At 58.5% G+C, this 26,154-nt stretch carries 22 protein-coding genes and 2 tRNA genes; 11 read left to right on the forward strand and 13 right to left on the reverse strand.

Features of this window, described 5'->3' with window-relative positions; all coding sequences use genetic code 11:
• Positions 1 to 439 precede the first annotated feature (439 nt).
• Positions 440 to 515 (reverse strand) — tRNA-Asn (locus tag Q668_RS08305).
• Between the two features lie 70 nt (positions 516 to 585).
• Complete coding sequence (locus tag Q668_RS08310; RefSeq protein WP_022989147.1) at positions 586 to 1,770, reverse strand: pyridoxal phosphate-dependent aminotransferase; 1,185 nt, start codon at positions 1,768 to 1,770, stop codon at positions 586 to 588.
• A 192-nt stretch (positions 1,771 to 1,962) separates the two neighbouring features.
• On the opposite strand from Q668_RS08310, the gene uvrB reads away from it, so the two are divergent.
• On the forward strand, positions 1,963 to 4,020 hold the full coding sequence (uvrB, locus tag Q668_RS08315; protein ID WP_022989148.1) for an excinuclease ABC subunit UvrB: 2,058 nt from the start codon (positions 1,963 to 1,965) through the stop codon (positions 4,018 to 4,020).
• Here uvrB and rimI read toward each other — a convergent pair whose 3' ends face one another.
• Positions 4,021 to 5,136, reverse strand: coding sequence for a ribosomal protein S18-alanine N-acetyltransferase (gene rimI, locus Q668_RS08320; RefSeq protein WP_022989149.1), 1,116 nt, complete (start codon positions 5,134 to 5,136; stop codon positions 4,021 to 4,023).
• 197 nt (positions 5,137 to 5,333) lie between these two features.
• Here rimI and Q668_RS08325 point away from each other — a divergent pair, with 197 nt between their 5' ends.
• On the forward strand, positions 5,334 to 6,833 hold the full coding sequence (locus Q668_RS08325) for a RimK family protein (RefSeq protein WP_036219555.1): 1,500 nt from the start codon (positions 5,334 to 5,336) through the stop codon (positions 6,831 to 6,833).
• Between the two features lie 24 nt (positions 6,834 to 6,857).
• On the opposite strand, the gene Q668_RS08330 is transcribed toward Q668_RS08325, so the two are convergent.
• Positions 6,858 to 8,021, reverse strand: coding sequence for a cation diffusion facilitator family transporter (locus tag Q668_RS08330; protein ID WP_022989151.1), 1,164 nt, complete (start codon positions 8,019 to 8,021; stop codon positions 6,858 to 6,860).
• Positions 8,022 to 8,427: 406 nt separating this feature from the next.
• On the opposite strand from Q668_RS08330, the gene Q668_RS08335 reads away from it, so the two are divergent.
• Complete coding sequence (locus Q668_RS08335) at positions 8,428 to 9,456, forward strand: quinone-dependent dihydroorotate dehydrogenase (RefSeq protein WP_022989152.1); 1,029 nt, start codon at positions 8,428 to 8,430, stop codon at positions 9,454 to 9,456.
• Positions 9,457 to 9,634: 178 nt separating this feature from the next.
• On the opposite strand, the gene rmf is transcribed toward Q668_RS08335, so the two are convergent.
• On the reverse strand, positions 9,635 to 9,847 hold the full coding sequence (gene rmf, locus Q668_RS08340; RefSeq protein WP_036219531.1) for a ribosome modulation factor: 213 nt from the start codon (positions 9,845 to 9,847) through the stop codon (positions 9,635 to 9,637).
• A gap of 321 nt (positions 9,848 to 10,168) precedes the next feature.
• Between rmf and rlmKL the strand changes: the two genes are divergently transcribed.
• The gene (rlmKL, locus tag Q668_RS08345) at positions 10,169 to 12,349 is read left to right on the forward strand and encodes a bifunctional 23S rRNA (guanine(2069)-N(7))-methyltransferase RlmK/23S rRNA (guanine(2445)-N(2))-methyltransferase RlmL (protein ID WP_022989154.1); all 2,181 of its coding nucleotides are present in this window, start codon (positions 10,169 to 10,171) and stop codon (positions 12,347 to 12,349) included.
• A 43-nt stretch (positions 12,350 to 12,392) separates the two neighbouring features.
• On the opposite strand, the gene Q668_RS08350 is transcribed toward rlmKL, so the two are convergent.
• Together Q668_RS08350 and Q668_RS08355 are read right to left on the reverse strand one after the other, a co-directional pair.
• Positions 12,393 to 13,010 carry an outer membrane beta-barrel protein gene (locus Q668_RS08350; RefSeq protein ID WP_022989155.1) on the reverse strand — a complete coding sequence of 206 codons (618 nt, stop codon included), beginning with the start codon at positions 13,008 to 13,010 and terminating at the stop codon, positions 12,393 to 12,395.
• Positions 13,011 to 13,114: 104 nt separating this feature from the next.
• Positions 13,115 to 13,600, reverse strand: a complete 486-nt coding sequence (locus Q668_RS08355) for a hypothetical protein (RefSeq protein WP_022989156.1) — start codon at positions 13,598 to 13,600, stop codon at positions 13,115 to 13,117.
• Positions 13,601 to 13,715: 115 nt separating this feature from the next.
• Between Q668_RS08355 and Q668_RS08360 the strand changes: the two genes are divergently transcribed.
• The gene (locus Q668_RS08360; protein WP_022989157.1) at positions 13,716 to 15,005 is read left to right on the forward strand and encodes a M18 family aminopeptidase; all 1,290 of its coding nucleotides are present in this window, start codon (positions 13,716 to 13,718) and stop codon (positions 15,003 to 15,005) included.
• A gap of 53 nt (positions 15,006 to 15,058) precedes the next feature.
• Here the strand turns inward: Q668_RS08360 and Q668_RS08365 are convergent.
• A tRNA-Asn gene (locus Q668_RS08365) sits at positions 15,059 to 15,134 on the reverse strand.
• A gap of 73 nt (positions 15,135 to 15,207) precedes the next feature.
• Here Q668_RS08365 and Q668_RS08370 point away from each other — a divergent pair.
• The gene (locus tag Q668_RS08370) at positions 15,208 to 16,167 is read left to right on the forward strand and encodes a YheT family hydrolase (protein ID WP_227498322.1); all 960 of its coding nucleotides are present in this window, start codon (positions 15,208 to 15,210) and stop codon (positions 16,165 to 16,167) included.
• On the opposite strand, the gene Q668_RS08375 is transcribed toward Q668_RS08370, so the two are convergent.
• Positions 16,164 to 16,793 carry an arylesterase gene (locus Q668_RS08375; RefSeq protein ID WP_036219534.1) on the reverse strand — a complete coding sequence of 210 codons (630 nt, stop codon included), beginning with the start codon at positions 16,791 to 16,793 and terminating at the stop codon, positions 16,164 to 16,166. The genes Q668_RS08370 and Q668_RS08375 overlap by 4 nt on opposite strands.
• Positions 16,794 to 16,862: 69 nt before the next feature.
• Between Q668_RS08375 and Q668_RS08380 the strand changes: the two genes are divergently transcribed.
• Together Q668_RS08380 and Q668_RS08385 are read left to right on the forward strand one after the other, a co-directional pair.
• Entirely contained in the window at positions 16,863 to 17,582 is a 720-nt protein-coding gene (locus tag Q668_RS08380; RefSeq protein WP_081697575.1) for an ABC transporter ATP-binding protein, read from the forward strand.
• On the forward strand, positions 17,582 to 20,068 hold the full coding sequence (locus Q668_RS08385) for an ABC transporter permease (protein WP_022989162.1): 2,487 nt from the start codon (positions 17,582 to 17,584) through the stop codon (positions 20,066 to 20,068). The genes Q668_RS08380 and Q668_RS08385 overlap by 1 nt, the downstream gene beginning before the upstream one ends.
• A gap of 18 nt (positions 20,069 to 20,086) precedes the next feature.
• Here the strand turns inward: Q668_RS08385 and Q668_RS08390 are convergent, their stop codons facing one another.
• The 4 genes from Q668_RS08390 to Q668_RS08405 form a co-directional block, all read right to left on the reverse strand.
• Positions 20,087 to 20,866, reverse strand: coding sequence for a substrate-binding periplasmic protein (locus Q668_RS08390; protein ID WP_052009690.1), 780 nt, complete (start codon positions 20,864 to 20,866; stop codon positions 20,087 to 20,089).
• Positions 20,867 to 20,990: 124 nt separating this feature from the next.
• A complete protein-coding gene (locus Q668_RS08395; RefSeq protein ID WP_022989164.1) occupies positions 20,991 to 22,178 on the reverse strand; it encodes an iron-containing alcohol dehydrogenase in 1,188 nt (395 codons plus the stop codon).
• A complete protein-coding gene (locus Q668_RS08400) occupies positions 22,178 to 22,723 on the reverse strand; it encodes a hypothetical protein (RefSeq protein WP_022989165.1) in 546 nt (181 codons plus the stop codon). Before Q668_RS08400 ends, Q668_RS08395 begins: the two co-directional genes overlap by 1 nt.
• 160 nt (positions 22,724 to 22,883) lie before the next feature.
• The gene (locus Q668_RS08405; RefSeq protein ID WP_036219536.1) at positions 22,884 to 24,161 is read right to left on the reverse strand and encodes a M48 family metalloprotease; all 1,278 of its coding nucleotides are present in this window, start codon (positions 24,159 to 24,161) and stop codon (positions 22,884 to 22,886) included.
• A 190-nt stretch (positions 24,162 to 24,351) separates the two neighbouring features.
• On the opposite strand from Q668_RS08405, the gene Q668_RS08410 reads away from it, so the two are divergent.
• Genes Q668_RS08410 through Q668_RS08420 form a run of 3 tightly spaced genes read left to right on the forward strand, consistent with a single transcriptional unit; the run spans position 24,352 to position 26,015 of the window.
• The gene (locus Q668_RS08410; RefSeq protein ID WP_022989167.1) at positions 24,352 to 25,095 is read left to right on the forward strand and encodes a DUF599 domain-containing protein; all 744 of its coding nucleotides are present in this window, start codon (positions 24,352 to 24,354) and stop codon (positions 25,093 to 25,095) included.
• Positions 25,096 to 25,113: 18 nt separating this feature from the next.
• Positions 25,114 to 25,584: a PaaI family thioesterase gene (locus Q668_RS08415; RefSeq protein WP_022989168.1), complete on the forward strand. Its 471-nt coding sequence runs from the start codon at positions 25,114 to 25,116 to the stop codon at positions 25,582 to 25,584.
• A complete protein-coding gene (locus tag Q668_RS08420) occupies positions 25,581 to 26,015 on the forward strand; it encodes a PaaI family thioesterase (protein ID WP_022989169.1) in 435 nt (144 codons plus the stop codon). Before Q668_RS08415 ends, Q668_RS08420 begins: the two co-directional genes overlap by 4 nt.
• Positions 26,016 to 26,154 lie beyond the last annotated feature (139 nt).

Genomic DNA, 26,154 nt, shown 5'->3' on the forward strand with positions numbered 1-26,154 from the left:
CATCATCCCTGTGGCGCTTCTCTCCGGCCATCCATGGCCTCCGAAATTTTCGGGAGGGACACCCATCCGCTCCCTTCTGCCAAATGCGGGCATAGTCGTTAAGAGATCCAAGTGGTCTTGCTTGTTATTTGCGGTGTTAGGGGTGGGGACCTCACTACACTGTTCCGGGCTTTTGGCTGCCTATACTGGCAGTGTCCAAATGGCGGGTGGGGAAGACCTTTCCGAAAATTTGCGGAGCCATGGATGGCGGAGCAGAAGCGCCACAGGGATGTGCCGTAAGGAGCGGTTTTCGGAAAGGTCTTCCCCACCTCGCCATACTCCAGGCCCCGCAGGCTAGGGCCAGAACCTGACAATGCCACCATCAGTCCCAGGAAGAAAACCATAAACGAGGCATAAAAAAAGCCCGCTAATTCAGAGAACTAGCGGGCTTTCGAAATAGTGGCTCCCCGACCTGGGCTCGAACCAGGGACAAACGGATTAACAGTCCGTTGCTCTACCAACTGAGCTATCGGGGAACGTCGTCATGTGACGAGGCGCGTATATTAAGTTGGCTATACCGCCTCGTCAACCCCCTGACTAAAATTTTTAGCCAAGGGCTTTCTGCAAACGCTCGATGGCCTTTCGCAGGTTATCCATGCTGGTGGCAAAGCTCAAACGCATATGGCCAGGGCTGCCGAAGGCAGAACCCGGAACCAGGGCAACGCCGGCTTCGGTCAGCAGTTTCTCGGCGAATTCTACGTCTGTACTCACGCCTTCGGTGGCGTCGATAGCGCCCTGGAAGCTCGGGAACACGTAGAAAGTGCCGTCGCCGTAGGGGCATTCAACCCCCGGCAGTTTGTTCAGGGCGTCTACCAGCCAGTCGTGGCGTTCTTTGAACGCTTTGACCATTTCACCCACGCAAGCCTGGTCGCCATCCAGGGCGGCAGTCGCGGCAGCCTGGGAGATGGAGCAGGGGTTGGAGGTGCTCTGGGACTGGATTTTCTTCATGGCGCCGATGATTTTCGCCGGGCCTGCAGCGTAGCCGATACGCCAGCCAGTCATGGAGTAGGCCTTGGACACGCCGTTCAGTACGAAGGTGCGGTCGTACAGTTCCGGGCAGGCGTTCAGGATGTTGCAGAACGGCTTGCCGGTCCACAGGATCGGCTCGTACATGTCGTCTGTGGCGATCATGATGTTGGGGTGCTTTTTCAGCACTTCACCAATGGCCTGCAGCTCTTCCAGGGAGTAGGCCATGCCACTCGGGTTGGACGGGCTGTTGATCACGAACAGGCGGGTGCGCTCGGTAATGGCGTTTTCCAGCTGTTCCGGGGTGATCTTGAAGCGGGTGTCTACGGTGGTTTCGATGATCACCGGCTTGCCTTCCGCTACCAGGACCATGTCCGGGTAAGACACCCAGTAAGGCGCGGGGATGATGGCTTCGTCGCCTTCGTTCAGTGTGGCCAGTGCCAGGTTGAAAAAGCTCTGTTTGCCACCACTGCTTACCAGTATCTGGTTGGCTTCGTAATCCAGGCCGTTGTCCCGTTTGAACTTCGCAATAATCGCTTTCTTCAGGGCCGGCGTACCATCAACGGCGGTGTACTTGGTCTGGCCGTTGTTAATGGCTTCAATGGCCGCCTGTTTGATGTGCTCGGGGGTGTCGAAGTCCGGCTCGCCAGCACCCAGGCCAATGATGTCCTGGCCAGCCGCGCGGAGTTCTGCGGCTTTGTTGGTGACTGCGAGGGTGGGGGAAGGCTTGATCGCCTGTACTCGGCTGGAAAGTTGAAGGTCCAAACTTGAGCTCCTTAAAGCTGCGTCTTATGGGCTGCGATCGGCCGGGCAACTGTGGAGCCAAAGGTGCGGGCTGTTTTTCTACCCAGCCGTCGATCGCACAGATGGTATCATGAAGCAGCCAGAACACTAAATTTCTTGTAGGGGTTGTGCCGTATTGCGGCCAGCGCCAAACCCGGAGGTTAACCGCCCGTTATGGCCAGTAAAGCATCCAGTGTCGCCCGTGAAGGAGTGTTCCGTGTCGACTCTCCCTATCAGCCTGCCGGCGACCAGCCCAAGGCGATTGCCGGGCTGGTGGACGGCATTCACTCAGGGCTGGCGCACCAGACCCTGCTGGGGGTAACCGGTTCCGGTAAAACCTTCACCATTGCCAATGTGGTGCAGGAAGTTCAGCGGCCCACCATCATCATGGCTCACAACAAGACCCTGGCAGCGCAGCTATACGGCGAGTTCAAGGAGTTCTTTCCGGATAACGCGGTGGAGTATTTCGTGTCTTACTACGATTACTACCAACCGGAAGCCTATGTGCCGTCTTCCGACACCTTTATCGAGAAAGACGCCTCCATCAACGAACACATCGAGCAGATGCGCTTGTCTGCCACCAAGGCGCTGCTGGAGCGGCCGGATGCCATTATCGTGGCCACGGTGTCTTCCATCTATGGTTTGGGTGATCCCGAATCCTACCTGAAGATGATGCTGCACCTGGATCGGGGCGATCAGATTGATCAGCGCTCGATCCTGCGCCGGCTGGCCGAGCTGCAGTACACCCGCAACGATATCGAGTTCCACCGCGCCAATTACCGGGTGCGCGGCGACGTGATCGATGTGTTCCCGGCGGAATCCGAGCGCGAAGCCATTCGCATTGAGTTGTTCGACGACGAGGTGGAAAACCTCAGCTACTTCGATCCGCTCACCGGGGAAGTGCTGCGCCGGGTGCCCCGGGTGACCATTTACCCGAAATCCCACTACGTGACGCCCCGGCAAAAGGTGCTGGATGCGGTAGAGAATATCCGTGCCGAGCTGGAAGTACGGCTGCAGCAATTGCGGGACAACCACCGGCTGGTGGAAGCCCAGCGGCTGGAGGAGCGTACCCGCTACGACATGGAAATGATGATGGAGCTGGGCTACTGCAACGGTATCGAGAACTACTCCCGCTATCTGTCGGGCCGCGCCCCGGGCGAGCCGCCTCCTACCTTGTTTGATTACCTGCCACCCAATGCGTTGCTGGTGGTGGACGAGTCCCACGTGACCATTCCGCAAATAGGCGCCATGTACAAGGGCGACCGCTCCCGGAAGGAAACCCTGGTGGAATACGGCTTCCGGCTGCCGTCGGCACTGGATAACCGGCCCATGCGGTTTGAGGAATGGGAGCGGATTGCACCGCAGATGATCTTTGTGTCTGCCACCCCCGGCAACTACGAGGCGGAACACGCCGGCCAGGTGGTGGAGCAGGTGGTGCGGCCTACGGGCCTGCTGGACCCGGAAATCGAGGTGCGCCCGGCGTCTACACAGGTGGACGATTTGCTGTCTGAAATTCACAAGCGGGTGGCGGTGCAGGAGCGGGTACTGGTGACCACCCTGACCAAGCGCATGGCGGAAGACCTGACCGACTTCCTGATGGAACACGACATCAAGGTCCGGTACCTGCATTCGGACATCGATACCGTGGAGCGGGTGGAGATCATCCGTGACCTGCGCCGGGGCGAGTTTGATGTGCTGGTGGGCATTAACCTGTTGCGGGAAGGCCTGGATATGCCGGAGGTGTCACTGGTAACCATTCTGGATGCAGACAAAGAAGGTTTCCTGCGCAGCGAGCGCTCCCTGATTCAGACCATCGGCCGGGCAGCCCGTAACCTGAACGGCAAGGCGATTCTGTACGGCGACCGGATAACCGGTTCCATGCAGCGGGCCATTGATGAAACTGAACGTCGTCGCGCCAAGCAGTTAGCTCATAACGAAGAACACGGCATTACCCCCAAGGGGCTGAACAAGAAGATTGCCGATGTGATGGAAGGCGCCACCGGTGGTGGTCGTGGCCGGCGCAAGGCGGAGCGCCCGGGCCAGAAGGCGGCGGAAGAAGCGGAAAGTTACCTGGTGAAGGCGGGCAAACGATCTCCGGAAGACCTGCTCAAGGAAGTGGCTCGCCTGGAAGATGATATGTACAAGGCCGCCGCGGACCTGGATTTCGAAACGGCCGCGCGCCTGCGGGACCAGATTTCGGAGCTGAAGGAAGCCGCCATTCGCACTGGCTGATCAGGGCCGTTTCGGCCCAATGATCACGGCAGCCTGCAAAGGCTGGTTGCGGCCGTAGCTGGACATCTTGCCGAACACCCGCTTGTCGATGGGCAGGTATTGCTTGTCGGCCACGGTTTCGCCTTCTTCGGTGTCGATTTCCGGGTCGTGCAGGTATACGAAGTCTTCGTCGATGGCGCATACCGTCACCCAGTGCGGCACCCGGCTGCGGTTGAGCTGCCAGGTGCTGATCAGGATCACCGGAATACGGCCTTGGTGCAGGGCTGCTTCCATGGCGTCCAGTGTCAGTGGGTCGTGGTGCAGCTGGATATCGGTCTGGCCTATGTCGTGCAGGAAGCCTTCGTGCACCAGTTCCAGTACCCGTTTCTTGTCATCGTTGCGCACGGTGTCCTTGAACAGGGCGCCTTCCTGGCTGATCCACGCACTGGCCTCGAAGCCCCGGTGCCAGGCAGACAACGCCAGGCCGTGGGGGCCGCAACCGCCGTGGCCGGCAAGCATGAAAATGGTGGTGGCTTCGCGCCAGATTTTCAGCTCTTCCAGCGTGCTGACAGGCTGCTGCTCATCCAGGGCGGCCATGGCCATGATCAGTGCCGACGGCCCGCAGGTAAATTCCGTTGTCTGGGGGTAGTAGGGCACCGGCAGGAATTCCCGGGACGGCTCGTAATACAGAATGCGCCGTTCGAACCGCAGGGCGTTGCCGTGGTCTTCGTAGTAATCCCGATAGGTGCCGAACTGGCGATAGCCCAGCCGCTTGTAAAGATTGATGGCGCCCGTATTGTCTTCCCGAACTTCCAGGCGCATCAGAATCCGGTCTGCTTCTACCGCTTCTTTCTCTGCCTCACGAACCAGCTTCTCGCCCACGCCCCGGCCACGAACCGAGGGTGATACCGCAATGGAATAGATGCGGGCCAGGCGGGTGGCCGCATTCATCAGCACCAGGCAGTAGCCCACCAGCTCAGATTCCTTCTGGGCGACTATCAACCGGTCTCTGGGCATGTCCAGGAAACGCTTGAAGCTGCGGCGGGATATCCGGTCTTCAGAGAAGCACCGCTGTTCCAGTTGAACCAATGCATCAAGGTCTTTAGCGACGGCTTGTCGGAGAATTACATCGGTCATGTGTCTGGGTGTCCCGGGTGTATCAGGCGGAAATGGCGGGCGCCGTTCCTGCAGCTATTATGTTAGAGAGCGCCGTGTTCCGATAGCCGGCCGTGATGCGTAAAAGCACGCATCGAAAGCCGATTGTGAAGTACTGTGCGCCGGCGTATTGTTGCGCGAAATAACCCCGGCTGAACCTTCAGGGAGGAATGCCGCTGATGTCCCGCTTGTTGATTGTTGTGGACCGTGCCAAAGACTGGGCGCCGTACTACCCCAGCGAAGATGTGCTCACTTTTGACCAGTACTTGCAGTTTACCGCGCCGGCTAACAGCCGGGTGCGGGTGATCAACCTGTGCCAGAGTGGCAAGTACCTGAGCCGGGGATACTACTGCTCCTTGCTGGCCGAAGCCCGCGGCCATCATGTGGTGCCCTCGGTGATGACGCTGAATGACCTCAGCCGCAAGGGCCTTTTCTCCCTGGAGCTGGAGGAACTCGACAGCAGTGTTATCCAGTGGCTGGAAAAAGAGGCCAGGGAAATTGACCCGTCTACCGATGCCCGGGAAGCGACCCATGAGGTGCGGATTCGCACCTATTTCGGCCAGGCCGAGCATCCGGACCTGAAGCCGGTCGCCCGCGCCCTGTTCGAGCGTTTTCCCTGTCCGATTCTTGAAGTGGTGTTCCGGCACCGGAAACAGTGGCAGATCGAGTCCATGAAGCCGGCGTCTCCGTCTGACCTGGGTGAGTCTGAACAGGATGTCTTTGCCTCTGCACTGGATCGGTTCAGCAGCATGGTCTGGCGCAAACCCCGCACCCGCCGGCGTTACCGGTTCGACCTGGCCATGCTGGTGAACCCGGACGAGGAAATGCCGCCGAGTGATGAGGCTGCCCTGAAACGCTTCGAGAAAGCGGGGCGCAAGCTGGGTATCAATGTGGAGCGGATTACCCGGCGGGACTATATGCGGCTGCCGGAATACGACGGCCTGTTCATTCGGGAAACCACCGCCATTGACCATCACACCTACCGGTTCGCCCGCAAGGCAGAAGCCGAAGGCATGGTGGTGATTGATGACCCGGTTTCCATTCTACGCTGCACCAACAAGGTGTTCCTGGCGGACCTGTTGAAGAACAACAAGGTGCCCACGCCAAAGACCCTGATCCTGTCTAAAGACCAGAAAAATGCGGTTGAGCAGGTGGCGCAGGAACTGGGCTTTCCGGTGGTGATCAAGATACCGGACGGTGCTTTCTCGCGGGGTGTGGCCAAGGCCCGGGATGAGAAGGAGCTACGGGCGGGTCTGAAAGAGTTGTTCAAACAATCGGCCTTGGTGCTGGCCCAGGAGTACTTCTATACCGATTACGACTGGCGTATTGGTGTGCTTGGCGGCCGGGCGATTTACGCGTGCAAATACATGATGGTGAAAGGCCACTGGCAGATTTACCAGCATGGTGGCGCGTCGGTGGAGAGTGGCGGCTTTGAAACCATGCCCACCTACGAGGTGCCGCGCAACGTGATTCAGGCGGCGCTGAACTCCACGCGCCTGATCGGTAACGGCCTGTACGGTGTAGACATCAAACAGGCCGGTAACCGGGTTGCGGTGATTGAAGTGAACGACAACCCGAGCATCGATTCCGGCGTTGAGGACAAGTTCCTGGGGGGTGAACTGTATACCCTGATCATGCAGGAGTTTTTGTCCCGCATGGAGGAGAATCGCCGCCGCTGATCCCGGTTAAGCGAGGCTGCCGGGTCAGGTGGCCGCCACCCAGACCCGGACGCTGCCAAACCAGGGGTAATCGACAAGAACCTGGCGGACTGTTTCGTTGGTCAGTTCCGGGGCGGGGTGATCCTCGTCCAGGAACAGTTCCAGATGCACCCGGTTTTTCAGGTAATGAAGGTGGAGCTTGCTGTGGTGGGGCAGCTCGCCCAGGGCGTTCTGAAGGTATTCCCGCACCTGCTCGCGGGAGGGAAGGTCCGGCTCGGCGGGGTGGGGGTACTTCTCGTCGTTCTCGGCATCGATGTGGAAGTTGATATCGAGGATGTTACCAAGGGCCTCCCGCATACCGGCAACCACCTTCATGCCAATCTGATGGCCTTCCGACACGCTGATCTCCGGGCGTACCACCAGGTGAACGTCCAGCAGGATATCGTGGCCCATCCGGCGGCTGCGCAGTTCGTGAACGTTTCGAACGCCATCGGTCTCCATGGCAATGTTCATAAGCATGCGGGTATCTTCTTCAGAGAGACCGGTATCGACCAGTTCCTTCACGCTGTCCCAGGTGAACTTCCAGCCAATGTGGATAATGATGCCGGCAATTACCACCGCGGCGACGACGTCCAGCCACACAAACCCAAGCATTGCGCCGATGGTGGATACCAGCACCACAACGGAAGAGAATGCATCAGTGCGACTGTGCCAGGCATTGGCAATCAGCAGGTCAGAGCGGATGCGGATACCAACGTGGCGGGTGTAGCGGTAAATCCACTCCTTGCTGCCAACGGAAATAGCCGCCGCGACCAGAACCGGCCAGCCGGGAACTGCCAGGTCTTCGCCGGACAACAGCCGCAGAATGTTCTCCCAGGCCAGAGCTGCACCTACGGCAATCAGAATACTGCCCAGAAGCAGGGTGCCCAGGGTTTCGATGCGCTGGTGGCCGTAGGGGTGGTCGGCATCCGGGCCTTTCCGGGATAACCGCATGACCGCCAGGACCACCCAGTCCGACGCCACGTCGGTAAACGAATGGATGCCGTCAACCACCAATGCCTGGGAGTGAAATAGTGTACCGCCAATGACTTTTATGACACCGAGAAAGGCGTCAAGAAACATCCCGATCAGGGTAACCCGGGAGGCAGCATGCTTTTCCTTTTCCAGGTCGGGTTGTGGGCGGTGATGTGTTGGGGAAGGCTGTTCCATTATCCGTGGCTCCGGGGATTTCTGACAGTGGCCAGTATAGCGTGAACAAGCGCTTGACAGGGCGGGATTAATCAAGAAAGACGGATCGATTTATGCACATGATGACCAAACAGTTACCCGCTAGCATTTTGCTCCAACTTTCGTCAAATCTTATTTGAATCATTATAAATCATTGAAAAATAACAACAAAAAGACTGGTTAAAAAATGATCATTTTGTAGGCTGGCGCAGTTATCAAGGGGTAGAACCGTTTGCCCCAACGTTTTCAACAGGGTTATCCACAGATTCCGTGGAAAAGCCGCGCAAGCCCTTTGAGCATGGGGCTTAACGATACATTTACCGGTTCAGGAGGATGGTGTGGAAAACTTCCGGTATACTCCGGCCACCCTCTGGCAAGGAGTTTTCTGATGTACGGCGTTGTTCGAAACCTGCTTTTCCGGCTGCCCCCGGAAACCGCTCACAATGTGACACTTAATAGCCTGGATGTAGCCCATAAACTGGGTATGTTGAATGTATTTTCAAAGCATCCTGCACCTTGTCCGGTGAATGTCATGGGGCTGGAATTTCCGAACCCGGTCGGGCTGGCCGCAGGTCTCGACAAAAATGCCGACCATCTTGATGCCCTGGGTGCGCTGGGCTTCGGTTTTATTGAAGTGGGCACGGTTACGCCCCTGGCCCAGCCGGGTAATCCTCAACCCCGTATGTTCCGTTTGCCGGAACACCAGGCCATCATCAACCGCATGGGCTTTAATAACGAAGGGCTGGAGCACCTGGTTCACAATGTTCAGCACCGTCGTTACCGGGGTGTATTAGGCATTAATGTGGGCAAGAACAAAGACACCCCCAACGAAGACTCCGAGCTGGATTACCGCAAGGGGATTGCAGCGGTCTATGGACACGCCGACTACATTACGGTGAATGTGTCTTCGCCGAATACGCCGGGCCTGCGGGACCTGCAATTTGGTGACTCCCTCAAGCAGTTGCTGCATGCCATCAAAGACGAGCAGACCAGGTGGCACCAGGCCCTGGGCCGCTATGTGCCCGTTGCTGTCAAAATTGCGCCGGATATGGACGACGACGGTATTCGTTTTGTGGCTAACGCGCTGCTCGAGGCGGGCCTGGATGGCGTGATTGCCACCAATACCACGATCAGCCGTGAGGCAGTGCGCGGCCACCAGCACGAACAGGAAGCGGGTGGTTTGAGCGGTGCCCCGGTGCGCGAGGCCTCTCTGAGGGTGATTCAGGGGTTGTATGCCGAGCTGGGTGAGCGTTTGCCCATTATCGGCGTGGGCGGCATTACCGATGGCGAGAGCGCAGCAGAGAAAATCCGGGCAGGGGCGAAACTGGTACAGATCTACACAGGCTTCATCTATAAAGGCCCTGCGCTGATTAACGAAGCGGTAGAAGCGATCAGGAAAGAACAGCAAAAACGGTGAGGCCAGAAAGAAGGTGGGCCCGCTGAGCGGGCCCTTGCGGGGAATGAACCCCGTAGCGCTTCTTCGCATGGTACGGGGCGGGAGGCCCCGTTTTGGTTGCTCTGGTTACTGCTTTGATTGTTGTGTTGGTGTGTGAAAAAAACAGATCAGGGTTAAACGGGGTCTGCCAACACCGCAGTTACGTGGCGGTTACGTTGGCAAGCTTGTGGATGCCGGATACGCCGGTCATGCCCTCCCAGTTATCTGTGCGGCCTTCGCGCCACCCGTTCAGCCATTCCTGACGTACTTCTGGCTGATCAATGGGGCAGCTGTCTTTGGATTTGCCGGACACGCCAGCGAGATAACCCCGCTTGAATGCACGAGCGTACATGTCTCTCTTCTGTCTTTTCATGCCGTTCCTCACTGATGGATTAACAGAACAAGCGTGTACACATCTGCAGTGACCGTGGCATGGGTACCCATCCGGGATATCCCCCTATTGCCAGCTCGGGCCAGAGCAGTCAGGATCCTGTTAACGGAAGCACTTTCTACTGGCTTCCGGAACGACGCGTCATGTACAAGGTAAGACGAACCTTGAGCGGAAGTACACTACTTATTTCATCTATGTGAACCCTTTCTTATAGGTTTATTGCATATCGATGACAGGCCGAAATCGGGTTTTGCTGCCAATCCGGCGGCTTACCGGCTTCATCAGGAAAACCAGGAGTTTATTTTGTCCAAACATGTATTTTTCGTAACCTGCCCGAAGGGCGTTGAGTATCTCCTGGCTGATGAACTGGAAAGTTTTGGTCTGGCACAGGTGCGTAATGCGCCGGCGGGAGTCTGGGTAGAGGGCACGCTGGAGTCGGGCTACCGTGCCTGCCTGTGGTCGCGCCTGGCCAACCGGGTAATGCTGCACATCGCCGAGGTAGACGCCCGCAGTGCCGAGGAACTTTACGAAGGCGTAGTGTCGCTGGACTGGCAGGCCCATATCCCGGCTGCCGGCAGTTTCCGCGTGACCTTCCTGGGCCAGAACGAAGAGATTCGTAACACCCAGTTTGGTGCCCAGAAAGTTAAAGACGGTATCGTTGACAGCATCCGCGGTGCCGGCATGCCACGGCCGTCCGTCGCCCCGAAAGACCCGGACGTGACCATTTCTGCCCGCCTGAACCGGGGCCGGCTGGCGGTGGGGCTCGACCTCAGTGGCCACAGCCTGCACATGCGGGGCTATCGCACGGAGAAAGGCCTGGCACCCCTGAAGGAAAACCTGGCGGCTGCCTTGCTGATGCGTTCCGGCTGGCCGGACATTGCCGCTGCCGGCGGTGACTTCGTTGATCCCATGTGTGGCTCCGGAACGCTGCTGATCGAAGCCGCATTGATGGCCCTGGATATCGCTCCGGGCCGCCGGGTCGAGCGTTTCGGGTTCGAAAAATGGCCTGGCCATCAGCCGGAACTCTGGCTTGGACTACGCCAGGAAGCGGAGCGCCGCGCCCACGAAGGCAAACAGAAACGGATACCGGCCTTTGCCGGTTTCGACCAGGACAGCCGTGTTATCGATACCGCCCGAAACAACATCCGCCGGGCCGGCCTGGATAACCTTGTGCAGGTTGAGGTTCGGCCAGTTACCGGATTTGAACGGCAGGAAAGCTGGGCCGAACAGGGCCTGGTGCTGACCAACCCTCCTTACGGTGAACGCCTGAGCGAGCGCAAAGAACTGGCCGGACTTTACCAGGCTCTTGGCGAAGTGGTGCTGCGTGAACTGCCCGGCTGGCGCCTGGCCGTGTTTACCGGTGCTCCGGAGTTCGGAAAGTCCATCGGCCTGCGCAGCTTCAAGCAATACAAGCTCTTCAACGGCAAACTGCCGGCACAACTGCTGTTGTTCGAAATCCAGCCCGAAAATGCCCGCACCCCCCGGGACCCTGCAGCGCCCGGCCAGGTGATGCCCCGAATCGCTAATCCCGCGCGGGCAGACATGCTGCGCAACCGGCTGAAGAAAAACCTGAAAACCATCGGCCAGTGGGCCAGGAAACAGAACATTGGCTGCTACCGCCTCTACGATGCGGATATGCCGGAGTACGCCCTGGCTATCGATATCTACGAGGGCAGGGTGCATGTGCAGGAATACCTGGCCCCGAAATCTATAGACGAAAAAGCCGCCAGGGAACGCCTCGCCGAAGCCATGGCGGTCATCCCGGAAGTGCTGGAAGTTGCGTCGGAAAACCTGGTCTGTAAACAACGCCAGCGCCAGACCGGCACCAAGCAGTATGAAAAACAGGCCGCAACCGGTGAATACTTCAATGTGCATGAACACGGCTGCACCCTGAAAGTAAACCTGAAAGACTACCTGGACACCGGCCTGTTCCTGGACCACCGCCCGGTACGCCACTGGATACAGCAACATGCCCGGGGCAAACGCTTCCTGAACCTGTTCTGCTACACCGGCGCAGCCACTGTACACGCAGCCGTTGGCGGCGCCAGCCGGTCCCTGAGCCTGGATATGTCCAAAACCTACGTCAGCTGGGCGCAGGACAACCTGGCCCTGAATCGGACAGACTCCCGCAAGCACGTAGTGGAACAGGCCGACTGCCTGGCCTGGCTGGCCGACCGCAAAACCGCCAACCAGACCTTCGACCTGATCTTCATGGACCCGCCCACCTTCTCGAACTCCGCCAGAATGGCTGGTGTTCTCGACATCCAGCGGGATCACGGCGCCATGGTTCGGCAGTGTATGGAGCGGTTATCCAGTGATGGCTTACTGATCTTCTCCAACAACTTCCGGAAATTTAAGCTTGATGAAGATCTGGAGCAGGAATTCGAAGTTAAAGAGGTAACGGCGAGCACTCTGGACAAGGATTTCCAGCGGAATCAGAAGATTCACCGCTGCTGGCATATCCAACATAAACTTACTGATTAAGCGTCAGTTTAGTGGCGGCCTGCACCGGAAACGGGCCGCCAACTCAGAACTCGAAACGAATACCAGAAGAAAACTGAAAAGCATTGGCACTGGTATCGGTATCTTTGAACAGCTTGCCACCTTCCAGCACCAGGTACGTGCTATCCAGCAGTTCAAAATCGATACCGGCAAGCCAGCTGAAGCTGAAACTGCTTGAAGGGTAATCTCCCACGTAATCCCGGAACTGCCCGTTGGCATCGGCATCCGGATTGTCCAGTGTTGCCTCGCCGCTCACGTGGGTGAAACCTGCCTGCGCATAGACGTTACCAAGCTCACCAATCGGGTAATGCAGCCCCATGTACCAGCTGCCGAAATAGTCGATCGCCAGGCTCAGGTCACCTCGGGAGATCTCGGCATCCTTGTAGCCACCGCCCAGGCGGATTTCAGCGTGGATCAGGTCATTCAGGTGGCCACCGATCACCAGCGTACCCGCCTGGCCCCAGCCGTCTTCCTTGGAAATGCCGATGGAGCGATGTTCCAGTGCCGTGGCCAGTAATCCGATGTAGTGTTTGTCTGAGCGGGGAGTTTCTGACGCGGCACCTTCCTGGGCGCATACAACCGGCGGGAATAAAACCGCGGTCACGAGGCTGGCGCAAAGCAGGGGAGATGTGATTTTTTTCATTATGGTCCGGCGTCCTGTCGTCATGGATACTGACGCCAGATTCTGCCTTGTGTAACGGGTTGTTACGCAGACGCCGGTCACACTTCCCCGCCTGAACGCCGGTTTTACAGGTCGTCCAGCAGGCCTTCTTCCTGGGCTAGCAGGAGCAGGGCATAGACGCCGTTTTCCGGGAGCTGTGGTTCAAGGCCTTCATCGAACAACAGCTGGCGCCGGCGGTCTTCGATGGCTTCGCTGTCCAGGCCGGAGATCAGTTCGGAAACAGGGGCGACTTCGAAGGGGGCATCCTGGCTTACGGCACTGAAAATCAGGTCGACCAGGATTTCATCCGGGTCTATGCCGTCTACGTAAACTGTCTGGTCCGGCAGGTCCTGGTGCAGCTCTTGTACCAGTTCCAGTAGCGGCACGCCCTGTTCTTCCAGGTACAGCAGATCGATATCCCCCAGACCCCCGTCTTCCGGAATCCAGGATTCTTCCGGCGTGATCACCACGGTTTTCATCTGGCCATCTGCAAGCGACCAGGCAATGGCAACGGGAAACAGGGCATCTTCGGTCTGGCAGTATTCGATGTCCAGAAAGCGGGGTATCGACACGGGCGACTCCGGTAAATATTGTTGGGTGAGTATAGTCACTGACGGCGCGCGCTGTAGGAGCATTGCCGGCTTCGTGCCATACTGTAGCGGCCATTATCATGCAATCAGGAAGATCATGGAACACACTGAATTTAATAATGACTTGATTGAATTTCTGAACGCCTCACCCACGCCCTGGCATGCCGTGAATACCATGAAAACCCGCCTCGATGCCGCAGGTTTTCAGCAGCTGGATGAACGTGAAGAGTGGGCACTGGAGCAGGGCAAAGGCTACTACGCCATTCGCAACGGCTCATCCATTATTGCCTTCCGTACCGGAAAGAACGACGTGGTCAGCTCCGGTGTACGTATGGTCGGTGCCCACACCGACAGCCCCTGCCTGAAGGTAAAGCCGACACCGGAAATCCGCCGCAAAGGTTTCTTCCAGCTCGGGGTAGAAGTCTATGGCGGTGTGTTGCTGAATCCCTGGTTTGACCGGGACCTGTCCCTGGCCGGCCGGGTAACCGTGCTGGATGAGTCCGGCAAGGTGCAGGATACCTTGGTGAATTTCCGCAAGCCTGTGGCCATTATCCCCAGCCTGGCCATTCACCTGGACAGGGAGGCCAACAGCAATCGTTCGGTCAATGCCCAGACCGACCTGCCACCGGTCGTCATGCAGGTGCCAGCGACGGATACCACGGCTTTTACCGACCTGTTGCGGGAGCAGATCGCCAGTGAATCCGGCCTGAAAGCCCGCAAGGTGCTGGGTTATGAGCTGAGCTTCTATGATGCCCAGGGCGCTTCCTACGTTGGCCTGCGGGAAGAGTTCCTGGCCTCTGCGCGGCTGGACAACCTTCTGAGCTGTTACATCGGCCTGCAGGCGTTGCTGGATACGTCCGGAGACCAGGCGGCCTTGCTGGTATGCAACGACCACGAAGAAGTGGGCAGCATGTCGGCGGAAGGCGCCCAGGGGCCGTTCCTTGGTTCCGTGCTGGAACGCTGGTGTGGTGCCGGAAAGGGCAGGGCCATCGCCCGTTCCATGATGATCTCGGCCGACAACGCCCACGGCGTGCATCCTAACTTTATGGACAAGCACGATGAGAACCATGGTCCGATCCTGAACCAGGGCCCGGTGATCAAGGTTAACCACAACCAGCGTTACGCCACCAACAGCCGCTCAGCTGCATTGTATCGTCACATCAGTGACGAACTCGGCCTGCCGCACCAGACCTTTGTGGTGCGCAGTGACATGGGCTGTGGCAGCACCATCGGCCCGCTGACCGCCGGCAATCTGGGGGTAACGACCCTGGATATCGGTGTGCCGCAATTTGCCATGCATTCCATTCGGGAACTCATTGGTACCCAGGACGGCTACACCCTGTACCAGGTGTTGAAGGAATTCATGCAGCGGGAAGAAGTATTCTGAGGCAGAAAGTAAAAAGCCGCTGATTGAAACAATCAGCGGCTTTTCGGAATAAGTGGCTCCCCGACCTGGGCTCGAACCAGGGACAAACGGATTAACAGTCCGTTGCTCTACCAACTGAGCTATCGGGGAACATCATCAACGTGGCGCGCATATTAAGCGCTTTGATCAGGTTCGTCAACCCTCTGAAATGAAAGGTCAAAATTTGCACAGAAGTGCCAAAAACCGCTATCGCCCACCGGTCTGGCTGCGTAACGGACACGTGCAGTCCATCTGGCCCACGCTGTTCCGCAAGGTGCAGATGCCGGAGCCACAAACCGAAGTGATCAGCACCCCGGATGACGACCAGCTCCACCTGGACTGGTACCGCCAACACAGCAACCGCCTGGCCATTATTTCCCACGGACTGGAAGGCCACAGCCGGCGCCCCTATGTATTGGGCCTGGCCCGGGCGTTGATGGCGGCCGGCTGGGATGTGCTGGCGTGGAACTTCCGCTCCTGCGGAGGCGTGATGAACCGTCAGCCCCGGTTTTACCACAGCGGTGCTACGGAAGACCTGGAAATCGTGATCAACCACGCCCTGGGCAAAAACTACCAGAACCTGTTCCTGAGTGGTTTCAGTATGGGCGGCAACCTGACGCTCCTGTATCTTGGCCAGCAGGGTGAACAGGTAGACAGCCGCATCAGTGGTGCGGTGGTCTATTCAGTCCCGGCAGATCTCGCCGGCAGCGCCGACATGCTCGCCTTGCCCAGTCGCAAGATCTATATGCAGCGATTTTTGAACGATCTGCATGGGAAAATGCAGGAAAAATCGGAATTATTCCCTGATCTGATCGATGTGAGTGGTTTCAGGGATATCCGTAACTTCCATGAATTCGATAACCGCTACACCGCCCCCCTGCATGGTTTCAAAGATGCGCAGGACTACTGGGAGAATTGCTCGGCCCTGTTCCGGCTGAAAGATATCCGTGTACCTTCGCTGATGATCAACGCCGCAGACGACCCTTTCCTGTCTCCGGCCTGTTTCCCGGATTCAAAGAAAGTGCTGGGTTCCTATGTGAAGCTGGAAGTGCCCAAGTGGGGAGGGCACGTGGGCTTTGTGGAGCATGCGAAGGACGGTTACTACTGGTCAGAGCGACGGGCGCTAATGTTCGTTGGAAGTTAATCCGCAACCAGGGGCTCCAGCCGCGGCCAGATATTGTCCAGCAACAAAGGCTGGGCCTCCTCGGTAGGGTGAATGCCATCGCCCTGCATTAACCCGTCCTGGTCGTAGATTCCGTCAAGGAAAAACGGAACCAAAGGGACCCCGTAGCGGTCAGACAAGGTCGGGAACAGATCAGCAAACATCCGGGTATAGCGCTGGCCGTAGTTTGGCGGAATCTGCATTCCCACCAACAATGGAACCGCGCCGGAATCCTGTGCCAGCTCAATCATCCCGGCCAGGTTGGATTCGATCACGTTTGGCGGAAACCCCCGGAGGCCATCGTTACCACCCAGTTCGATCACTACGATATCCGGATCATTCTTCTCCAGCAGCCCCGGCAGGCGACGAAGGCCGCCGTCTGTGGTTTCGCCGCTGATGCTGGCATTCACGACCTGCCAGTCCAGCCCTTGTCCGGACAGCCTTTCCCTGAGCAGCTCTACCCACGCGGTTTCAGAGGGTACGCCGTAGGCGGCACTGATACTGTCGCCGACCACCAGCAGGGTGTTCTGGCTGGCGAGAACTGGCAGCGACACCATGGCAAACGCTGCGATGACCAATGATCTGACGAACGTGGATATCGTATGCATAGTAAAGTCGTATACCCTTAAACAATTCATGAACATCCAGAACCAGACAACGGAGCAACCGTGAACCAGATGACGGATCTCAGTAAAACCGATACCAGCCCGATGCTGCGCGTAACAGACTTGACCCACAAGGTCAGCTTGGAAGCTGATACGTTGACGATCTTGCAGGGGGTCAATCTGGAAATCAATCGGGGAGAGTCCGTAGCCATTGTTGGCCGCTCCGGTTCCGGCAAAACCACGTTACTTGGATTGCTGGCGGGCCTGGATACCCCCAGCGAAGGCAAGGTCGAGCTGGACGGCTCTGAAATCAGCCGTCTGAGCGAGGACGAACGCGCCATGCTGCGGGCCCGGCGGGTGGGCTTCGTGTTCCAGTCGTTCCAGCTGTTGCCGGCCCTGAGTGCCCTGGAAAATGTCATGCTGCCGCTGGAGCTTGCCGGCATCGAAGCGCCGGAGAAACGGGCCCGGGAACTGCTGGAACGGGTTGGCCTGGGTGAGCGCCTGAGCCATACGCCCCGGCAGCTCTCCGGCGGCGAGCAGCAGCGGGTAGCGATTGCCCGGGCGTTTGCTTCCGACCCTGTGATCCTGTTTGCCGACGAACCCACCGGTAACCTCGATAACCGCACCGGCCAGGCAGTGTCCGACCTGCTGATGGACCTGAACCGGGAGCAGGGCACCACACTGGTGATGGTCACCCACGATGACCGCCTGGCGGCCCGCTGTGGCCGGCAGCTGCATATCGAAGCGGGTGTGCTCACCGAGCCGGAGCTGGTGGAAGAGGTGTCTGGCTGATGGCAGCATCACAGAAGCTCATGTCCGTAAGTCGGGACTGGCGCGAACGAGACGTTCGGGTGGTCTTGGTTGCCCTGATTATCGCCGTGGCCACGGTGGCCACCATCGCCCTGTTTGCCAGCCAGTTGCAGCGCACGCTGGTATCTTCGGCCAGCTCCTTCCTGGCGGCTGATCGCCAGCTGGAAGCCGAAAATGGCCGGCCGGTGCCGGCAGGCTGGATTGAGGAAGCGCGTGATCGCGGCATCGAAACCGGCCAGATGATCGAATTTTCCACCATGGTGTTCGGCGAAAGCGGTTTTCAGCTGGTGTCGGTAAAAGCGGTCAGCGATGAATATCCACTGCGCGGTGACATCGAAGTGCAATCCCGTGCCGAGGGTACTCGCTCAATTGTGGGGTCTGGCCCTGCCAAAGGCGAGATCTGGATCAACCCGCGCCTGCTGCGTTTGCTGGAGCTGGACGTTGGCGACATGCTGGAAGTCGGCAGCCTGAAACTCGAGATATCGAACCTGCTTTTACGTGAGCCCGATGGCGGTTTCCGGCTTTCATCGCTGGCGCCCCGGGTGATGATGCACGTAGACGATGTTCCGGCTACCGGGGTGCTTCAGGAAGGCAGTCGGGTGGAATACATCTATCTGTTTGCCGGTGCCGAAAACCTGTTAAACGATTACTACCAGTGGCTGGAGCCGCAACTGGGGCCGAGCCATGAATGGGAAGGCGTGAGGGATGGCGAAACCTTCTCCCGCTCCCTTGAGCGCGCCGAACGCTTCCTGCTGCTTGGCGGCAGCCTGGCGGTTCTGCTGGCAGCGGTGGCGGTTGCCGTGGCAAGTCGCCAGTATGCATTGTCGCAACGGGACACGGTCGCACTGCTAAAGACGCTGGGGCTCACCGGTAAGGGCATCGGCCGTTTATACCTTCGCCGCCTGGCCCTGTGGGGCGTGGCGGGCATTATTGGCGGGCTGGTGCTGGCACTGCCGCTGTTCTGGCTGTTGGCCAGGATGCTTGGCAGTGTGCTGGAGCGCCCGGTTGATATTTATCTCGACCCCGCCGCCCTGGCGCCGGCGCTGCTGACCGCGCTGGTATCCTTGTTTGCCTTTGCGTACCCGCCGGTTCGCCGCCTGCGCAATGTGCCGGCTATGCGGGTGCTGCGCTCCCAGCCCGGGGAAACCGGCCGGGAAGCCATTCCGGATCTGATCATCGCCGTGCTGGCTATCTTCGGGCTGGTGTGGATGTATGCCGGCGAACTGGCCCTGGTGGCATCGTTGCTGGGCGGGCTGGTGTTATTGCTGGCAGTGCTGGGGCTGGTGGGCTGGTTGATGGTCTCGGTGCTGCGCAAAGTGCGAGGTGGTGGCAACGCCTGGCGTCTGGCCCTTGTTGGCCTTTACCGGCACCGGCAGGCCAGCATGGCGCAAATGGCGGTATTTGCCATGACCCTGATGCTGGCAGCGACATTGGTGCTGGTCCGTTCGTCCCTGCTGGACGACTGGCAGGCCCAGCTTCCGGACGATGCGCCCAATCACTTCCTGATTAACATAGCGCCGGACACGGTGGATGAGGTTGATGCCTATTGGGCGCAGCAGGGATCGCCCCTGGACACCGTCTACCCCATGGTCCGTGGCCGTTTGACGGAACTGAACGACCAGCCTGTAAAAGAGGCGGTCAGTAAGGATGAGCGAATTAACGCACTTAATCGGGAGTTGAACCTCACCTGGATGGAAGACCTGCCCGAAGACAACCGCATTGTGGAAGGGGAGTGGTTTGCTGCGGGCGTAACCGAGGGGGTCTCGGTGGAGGCCGAGCTGGCGGAGAGGCTGGGGCTGGAACTTGGCGACCGGCTGACCTTTACCATAGGCTCGGAACAGGTCACCGAGCCGGTCGTCAGTATCCGTACCGTGCAGTGGGACAGCATGAAGCCGAACTTCTACATCGCCTTTCCCCCGGACGGCGGCCTGACCGACATGCCGGCTACCTGGATTACCAGTTTCCATCTGGGGGCCAGCAACAAGGTGGCCCTGAACGAGTTTTCGCGCCGTTTTCCCACCGTGTCGGTGCTGGAGATCGATCACATTATCGAGCGCATCCAGGATATCGTCCGCCAGGTCACCCAGGCCATTGAAGCCATTCTGGCGCTGATTCTTGCGGCAGCACTGGTAGTGATGGCGGCGGTCGTCAGCGCGACCTTGCGGGATCGACAGCGTGAAGGTGCCCTGTTGCGGACGCTGGGCGGCCAACAATCTCTGCTGGTGCGCAGCACCATGCTCGAGTTTGCCTTGCTTGGGTTCGTTGCCGGGATATTGGGCGTGCTGGCGGCAGAAGCGGCGGTTTATGCCTTGCAGGTGAGAATGTTCGAGGGCAGTTTTCAGTGGCATTGGGAAGTGATGCTGCCAGTGCCATTGATCAGCGCGTTGCTGCTGGCCCTGTTTGGCCGCTGGCAGTTGCGGCCGGTGCTCAGCGTGTCACCCATGCTGTTGCTGCGCCGGCTCGAGTGAGCCGGCAATGACGGTGTTTTAGCGGTAATTGGCGAGAATGGCGTCCAGTTCGCCATTCTCGCGAATCAGTTCCAGTTCCCGGTTGAAGGATTCGGCGAAATCCGTCCAGTCAGGCCGCAACATCAGCCGGAATCCGTACTGGCTGATGGCTTTGTCTGAGCTTCTGAACTCATCCGCCATGCCCTCATTTCTCAGTATCCACTTGCCCACCAGGCGATCTGCCAGTGCGGTATCGAATCGGTCGCCGTGTTGCAGGAAACGGAACATGTCACGGTCGCGGGAAACGTCAAAGCGCCGGATACGCTGGTCTTCGAAATAGGGGGCCAGTGTCGGGTAGAGATAACCCAGGTGAGTTACCACGGTTTTCCCGAAAAGGTCACTGGGATGTTCGTAATCCAGGTCTGAAACTTCAGGAAAGAAAAACACTTCTTCCACATTCACAACAGGATCCGTGAACAGAAACTTTTCCGGTTCTTCGGTCCATTCGATGGCTCTGGGCGTGCCATCGATGTACCCGTCTTCCAGCATCTGGTCTACCCGTTTACGGGGTATCTTTCGCGGCTCGACCTGGTAGCCGAGTCGCGGAACAATCAGTTCCACCACATCCCACATAATACCGGCAGGCTCGGAGTCCTGGACGATCAGGTACGGGGGGTAGCCGTTAGGGGATACATTGAAGTGGAAAACCCCCGGGCCGGTTTCTCCGCTATAGGCTGCCATGGAAAAGCAGCCTGCGGTTATCAGCCCGGAGAGTGTCCGGAAACCAATGCTCTTGAGGTGTCGGACCAGTTTAGTCATCGCAAGAAACTCTAGTGGAAGCGGCCTATGCTTTGAAAATGCACTTATCCGGCCAACTCCCTGCCAGTGCGCTTGCCAAATATTACCGTTTTATCCGTTTGTTTCAATGATTTTGAATCCGTGTTCAGGCCCAGGCCCGGCGGAGAACGCTCAATGCGTCCTCGAGGGTCACCTCTCTGGGGTTGAACATGATGGAGCCGTCGTCCAGTGCCTGGCGGGCAATCGCCTCCAGTTGGGTTTCCAGTACCTTGCCGGTTTCCTTCAGGGTACGGGGCAACTCACAGCGCTTGTGCAGGGCATCACGAAGCTTGCGGATGGCGGAGATGCTGGCTTCGGCACGGCGGGAAGCCGGAGTGGCAGAATAGACCTCCGGGCCTTCCAGATACAGCAGCAATTCGCCCAGGGGCTCACGGATGCTTTCAAGGTTGAACTCCAGCACGTACGGCAGGTACAAGCTCATGCACAGGCCGTGAGGCAGATGGCAGATGGCACCGGTGGCGTGCCCCAGGGAGTGCACCAGCCCTACCATGGAGTTGGAGAAGGCGATACCGGCCATGGTTGAGGCCTGAGCCAGCTCTAACCGGCCGTCCTGGTCTTTCGGGTTGTCCATCACCGCCAGCAGGGACTGGCTGATTTTCTTGATGGCGGCGGTGGCGTAGGCATCGCTTAACGGATTCTTGGCCATGCAAGTGAAGGCTTCAACGGCATGGGTAAGGGCGTCCATGCCGGTGGCGGCGGTAATGTGCGGCGGCAGCGTCAGGGTCATGCGCGGGTCTATAATCGCGGCATTCGGCAGCAGGAAGCTGGAGGTGAACGGCAGCTTGACGCCTTTCTTTTCGTCGGTAATGACCGCCACCGAGGTAACCTCGGAGCCCGTGCCGGCAGTTGTGGGTACTACGAAAAAGGGCTTGAGCGGATGTTTGAGCACGCCCGCGCCGGTGTACCTGGCAATGTCATCGCCACCCTCGGACACCAGGATGTTGACGGCCTTTCCGGTATCGATGGCGGATCCGCCACCGACGGCAATGATGGAGTCGCATTTTTCCTTGCGATAAACAGCGGCAATGTCCCGTACCACGGTCGTGGAGGAATCCGGCGGCACATCGTCATAGATAGAGACAATCTCCAGCCCGCTCTCTTCACAGGCTGCAATCACCGGATCCAGCAGGCCGGCGGCCCGCACACCCTTGTCAGTAATAATCATGGGCCGTTTGGCAGCAAGTCCGGTCAGTTCGTACGGAATATGCTCCAGGGCGGCTTTACCGGCAATCACTTTTACCGGGCAGAAGAACTCGTAGTATTTGTTAGTCATTATGCTCTCACTGTCTCGACAAATTGGGTGGCAACTTTCAGGTAGATGCGGGCTGAGCTCATGAGTTTCTCCGGCAGGTGGAGGTCTGCGGGGTATTCCTTGACCGCCCGCTGTGCCACGAGTTTCGGAAGGATGAACGACTCAAGGCGGTTCAGCACCCGGGTCATACGCACGGCGTAGCTGACATCGCCATCTACCAGCATGCGGTCGTTGGCGAAGGCAACGGAGGTTTTCTCCTGGAAAGACAACACCAGGAACGCGTGGGCCATGTGTTTGAACTGGATAGACAGGTCCACGGGGCGCGGGGCGGTGTCACCGTGAAAGTGCAATTTGCCGTCGCCGGTGTGTTCCACAATCAGTTTCGGCCCGTTGGGCATTACCTGCATCTCAAACAGAAAGCCTTCGGGCAGGGCGCGGACTTCTTCGCGGCTGGGTTCGTCTACGTCACTGATCGCCTGCAGTGCCCGGCCCATTACCTGGAACATCAGTTCCACATAATTACGCCTGGCCTGAAACATCATCGGTTGGAGTCGCTTGATGAGCATGTTCGCAATCCGGTTGTTGTTGGTTTCAGTGATTTTTAGAGTTATTGCTCTAGAAGTCAATGCATTCAGTGACACGAACTCCGCGTCAGGCTGGCAAATTGACCGGGCACAAAAAACCGGAGGCTTGTGGCCTCCGGTTCCCGGGCTTGCGGCGTGGCCGTCAGTTGGTCATGGCGGCGAGTTTACGCTTGGCTTCCTCGCCCACATCGCCACCAGCTTCGGCAGCGGCTGCATAGTATTGCACTGCCTCGTCTCTCCGCCCTTGCTGCTGGGAAATATCCCCCAGCCGCAGGTAAGCGATAGAGGTGGGCACCACCTGATTCGCCCGTTCAAGGTGTTCGCGGGCTTTGGTGAGGTTGTTCAGTTGCAGTTCGTTCAGGCCGTTGTAAAGCTGGTACTCGAACATTTCCGGATACAGCGAGACGGCTTTGTCGAAGTCGGCACGGGCTTTCTCAGCCTGGTCCTGTGCCTTGTAGATGCGGCCGCGGAGGGCATAGAACATGGCTTCACGGGGTTCTGCCTTAATGGCCTGGTTTACCGAAGCCAGGGCGGCATCGTAATCCCCCTCCGACGCCAGTTTCATGGCTTTGTCGTGGGCATCGTAGGCGGGTTGAAGTTGCCTGATTTTGGCAATTCGGCGCTGGTACACGTCCCGGCCCCGGTAGCCGCCCCCACCGAGTTCCTGCACCAGTTGCTGGTTCGCCTCTACCCGACGGGCGGAGGGCGGGTGGCTGGCAAACAGCCCGCTCAGCCAGTTGCTCTCCCGGCCTTCGGAGAGTTGCAGGAAAATTTCCTGGAGTTCCACGGCGGCCTGGGGATCATAGCCTGCCGCTTTCATGTATTCGATGCCATAGGCATCCGATTCCAGTTCGTCGCCCTGGCTGTACCGTGCCAGCGCCAGCTGTGCCCCAACGGCGGCGCCTCCCATAATCAGGCTTGCCCACTCGTTGTCAGAGACCGCAATGCCGATCCCCGCCATGCCTGCACTGATCAGCATGCCTTGCTGCATGCGCTGAACGCTGTGGCGGGCCGCAGCGTGAACAATTTCATGGCCCAGTACCGAGGCCAGCTGGGCCTCGTCTTCAAGCTTCACCAACAACCCCCGATTGATGGCAATCTTGCCCCCCGGCAGGGCCCAGGCGTTGGGCACACTGTTATTCAGCACCACGAAATCGTAGGGGAGGTCCGGACGATCACTGACTTGCGCCATTTTCATGCCGACTTCCCGAACGTACACCGTCAGCTCAGGGTCAATATAGAACTGACCGCCCTGGGTTTGTTGGGTAGGGGTGTACTGTTCTGCGCCCAGAGCGAGTTCTTCGCTTTCCGAGATCAGGGACAGCTGCTTCTTGCCGGTCACCGGATTCACGGCGCAGCCCGCCAGGGCAAACAGCAGAGAAAGAACGACACACAAACGGGCGAGAGGTCCGGGATTCACGTTTTACTCCTTGATGGGTCAGTAACCAACGTCCTGTTCAGGGGCCGGCCATTCATGATGCTGTTTTTATAGCACAGCCAGGCGGTGGTTTCCTCGCCTGTACTGGCGGGGATGTGGCCGGGCCACCGCCCTTGGCGTATCATATCAGCACATTGAATAATCACCGAAATTGGCCCGGATACCCCTACCTGTGACAACGCATTACCTGGATTTTCTGGCACTGATCTGGTTTCTGGCTTGCTGGGGTGGCTATACCTGGTACTCCCGCAACCGGGCGGATTCACGGGCTTGCCTTTCCAATACCCTGGACTTGTACCGGGAAGACTGGATGCGGGTGATGCTCAAGCGCGAGAACCGTATCTCGGATGCCTCTGTGGTGGGTAACCTTGAGCGCAACGGTGCGTTCTTTGCCTCCAGCTGCCTGCTGATCCTTGCGGGTATCATCACGGCACTGGGGTACACCAGTGAAGCCATGGAAGTGTTCGCTACCATGCCGTTCGGCGTAGTGCCTTCCCGGGAAATCTGGGAGTTGCGGCTGGTGGTGCTTATGGTGGTGTTTGTCTATGCCTTCTTTAAATTCACCTGGTCGATGCGCATGTACAACTTCGTGGCGGTGATGATCGGCAGCGCCCCCATGCCCGACGACAGCAAAACCAGCCCGGCGGCGAGGGAGGCCTTTGCCCGCAGTGCCGGCGCCATCTGCAACCAGGCGGGCGATACCTTTAACCTTGGCCTGCGTTCCTATTACTATGCGCTCGCCGTGGTGGCCTGGTTCATACACCCGCTGGCCCTGATTGCGGCGGCGACGCTGGTGGTATACGTGCTCTACCGCAGGGAATTCCACTCTGATGCGCTGGCATCCTTGCGTGCCGGCAAAGTATTTGAAGAAGCCACCCCCGCCCGCACGGGTGACGATGAAAAAACGAAAAACTGACCCGCAGGATTTTCCTGAATGAATGACGAAACCCGAATTAACCGGGTGAACCGGTTTGTGAACACGCTCAACCAGGCCCGGGAACTGGGCCTGACCGCACGGGAAGCGGGTGAGGGCTACCTGGTCATGGAACTGCCCTACAGTGACAAAATCATCGGTAACCCGGACACCGGCGTGATCCACGGTGGCGCCATCACCACCCTGATGGACACCACCTCCGGCTCGGTGATGATCTGCGCCCTGGAAGAATTCGAACTCTGCCCGACCCTGGACTTGCGGGTAGATTACATGCGCCCGGCAGAACCCCATAAACCGGTCTTCGCCCGGGCCGAAACCTACAAGATCACCAAGAACATCATCTTCACCCGCTGCGAAGCCTACCAGGAAGGCGGCGAAACCATCGCCAACTGCGTGGGCACCTTCATGCGCATCGGCAAAGAAGCTACGCCCAAAAGCTATCGCGACCTGATCACCGGAGGCGCTGAATGACTGACCCGGAAATCCTCAAACACACCCGGGAAAGCGGTGACTTCTCCAGAATGCTCGACGCCGTACCCTACGCCAAGTGGATCGGCCTGCAGTGCGAGCGCTTCGGTGACGACCTGATTTTCCGCTTGCCCAAGAAAGAAGAAAACCTCGGCAACCCCATCCTGCCCGCCATCCACGGCGGCGTGATTGGTGGCTTCATGGAAATGTCTGCCGCGATCTACCTGATGATGTCCCAGGACACCTTCAGAATGCCCAGAATCGTCGACTTCTCCCTCGACTACCTGCGCGCCGGCCTCAACCGTGAAACCTACGCCGAATGCCGCCTGACCCGCCAGGGCAACCGGGTAGCCAACGTAATGATCACCGCCTGGCAAAAATCCCGTTCCCAGCCTATTGCCACCGCACGGGCCCATTTCCTCCTGGAAGACTGATTTTGCCCACAAGCCGGGGTTGAAATGCTCCGGCTTACCCCCATTTCTGGAGTCAGACTTTTCTGCACTGGTGCAGGCAAGCGTGAGGGGGATGGCTTTCCGAAACACGCTGTGAATACGTCCGTGTACGCTCGGCTCC

The sequence above is a fragment of the Marinobacter sp. ES-1 genome (assembly GCF_000475255.1).
Lineage (GTDB): Bacteria > Pseudomonadota > Gammaproteobacteria > Pseudomonadales > Oleiphilaceae > Marinobacter > Marinobacter vinifirmus.

What these genes read in the sequence shown, in the direction of transcription:
- Q668_RS08360 (WP_022989157.1), top strand. Translation starts at nt 13,716, where the DNA reads ATGGAACACACTGAATTTAATAATGACTTGATTGAATTTCTGAACGCC.
- Q668_RS08335 (WP_022989152.1), top strand. Translation starts at nt 8,428, where the DNA reads ATGTACGGCGTTGTTCGAAACCTGCTTTTCCGGCTGCCCCCGGAAACC.
- Q668_RS08325 (WP_036219555.1), top strand. Translation starts at nt 5,334, where the DNA reads ATGTCCCGCTTGTTGATTGTTGTGGACCGTGCCAAAGACTGGGCGCCG.
- Q668_RS08390 (WP_052009690.1), bottom strand. Translation starts at nt 20,866, where the DNA reads ATGACTAAACTGGTCCGACACCTCAAGAGCATTGGTTTCCGGACACTC.
- Q668_RS08395 (WP_022989164.1), bottom strand. Translation starts at nt 22,178, where the DNA reads ATGACTAACAAATACTACGAGTTCTTCTGCCCGGTAAAAGTGATTGCC.
- Q668_RS08415 (WP_022989168.1), top strand. Translation starts at nt 25,114, where the DNA reads ATGAATGACGAAACCCGAATTAACCGGGTGAACCGGTTTGTGAACACG.
- rmf (WP_036219531.1), bottom strand. Translation starts at nt 9,847, where the DNA reads ATGAAAAGACAGAAGAGAGACATGTACGCTCGTGCATTCAAGCGGGGT.
- Q668_RS08330 (WP_022989151.1), bottom strand. Translation starts at nt 8,021, where the DNA reads ATGGAACAGCCTTCCCCAACACATCACCGCCCACAACCCGACCTGGAA.
- Q668_RS08375 (WP_036219534.1), bottom strand. Translation starts at nt 16,793, where the DNA reads ATGCATACGATATCCACGTTCGTCAGATCATTGGTCATCGCAGCGTTT.
- uvrB (WP_022989148.1), top strand. Translation starts at nt 1,963, where the DNA reads ATGGCCAGTAAAGCATCCAGTGTCGCCCGTGAAGGAGTGTTCCGTGTC.
- Q668_RS08420 (WP_022989169.1), top strand. Translation starts at nt 25,581, where the DNA reads ATGACTGACCCGGAAATCCTCAAACACACCCGGGAAAGCGGTGACTTC.
- Q668_RS08350 (WP_022989155.1), bottom strand. Translation starts at nt 13,010, where the DNA reads ATGAAAAAAATCACATCTCCCCTGCTTTGCGCCAGCCTCGTGACCGCG.
- Q668_RS08385 (WP_022989162.1), top strand. Translation starts at nt 17,582, where the DNA reads ATGGCAGCATCACAGAAGCTCATGTCCGTAAGTCGGGACTGGCGCGAA.
- rimI (WP_022989149.1), bottom strand. Translation starts at nt 5,136, where the DNA reads ATGACCGATGTAATTCTCCGACAAGCCGTCGCTAAAGACCTTGATGCA.
- Q668_RS08400 (WP_022989165.1), bottom strand. Translation starts at nt 22,723, where the DNA reads ATGCTCATCAAGCGACTCCAACCGATGATGTTTCAGGCCAGGCGTAAT.
- Q668_RS08380 (WP_081697575.1), top strand. Translation starts at nt 16,863, where the DNA reads ATGACGGATCTCAGTAAAACCGATACCAGCCCGATGCTGCGCGTAACA.